General features: G+C 67.9%; 2 protein-coding genes. Both read right to left on the reverse strand.

Annotation, left to right across the window (positions count from 1 at the left end; genetic code table 11):
• The coding region (locus tag FLO80_RS23760) for an aldehyde dehydrogenase family protein (protein WP_149187135.1) at positions 1–273 on the reverse strand (273 nt) is incomplete at its 3' end.
• A gap of 60 nt (positions 274–333) precedes the next feature.
• Positions 334–505: TetR family transcriptional regulator C-terminal domain-containing protein (locus FLO80_RS23765; protein WP_188078405.1), on the reverse strand; the 172-nt coding region annotated here is incomplete at its 5' end.

The raw sequence follows: 505 nt of genomic DNA on the forward strand, positions 1-505 counted from the left end.
GGTTTCCAGGGCGGCCAGTTCGTCGTTGCGCTCGCGGAGGATGTCGACGGCGCGACGGAGGATGCGCGAGCGCTGCATGGCGGTCATCGCCGCCCACACCTTCTGCCCCTCGACGGCGCTCTGCACGGCCCGCTCGACGTCTTCCCTGGAAGCCCGCTGGACCTTGGCGAGCACTTCGCCGTTGGCCGGGTTGATGGTCTCGAAGGTGGCGCCACTGCTGGCCTCCACGTAGCGACCGCCAATGTAGAGCTTCTGTTCTTCGAATCGGGCCATGTTGCAGTCCTCTCTTATCGGTATCGCAGGCGCAAGGCGGCGCCGCGGGGGTTTTCGTCCCTACCCCGACTGTTTTGCCAACTGCTGGTCGAGGTAGTCGTAAGCGATGTTCAGGGCCTCGTCGGTATCGAAGGCGTCGCCGGTCAGCGCGCCACGCAACCACAGGCCGTCGATCAGGGCCGCCAGGCCGCGTGCCGCGGCGCGGGCGTCGTCCGCCGAGAGCTGGCGGCGG

It is taken from the genome of Aquicoccus porphyridii (assembly GCF_008369105.1).
Lineage (GTDB): Bacteria > Pseudomonadota > Alphaproteobacteria > Rhodobacterales > Rhodobacteraceae > Aquicoccus > Aquicoccus porphyridii.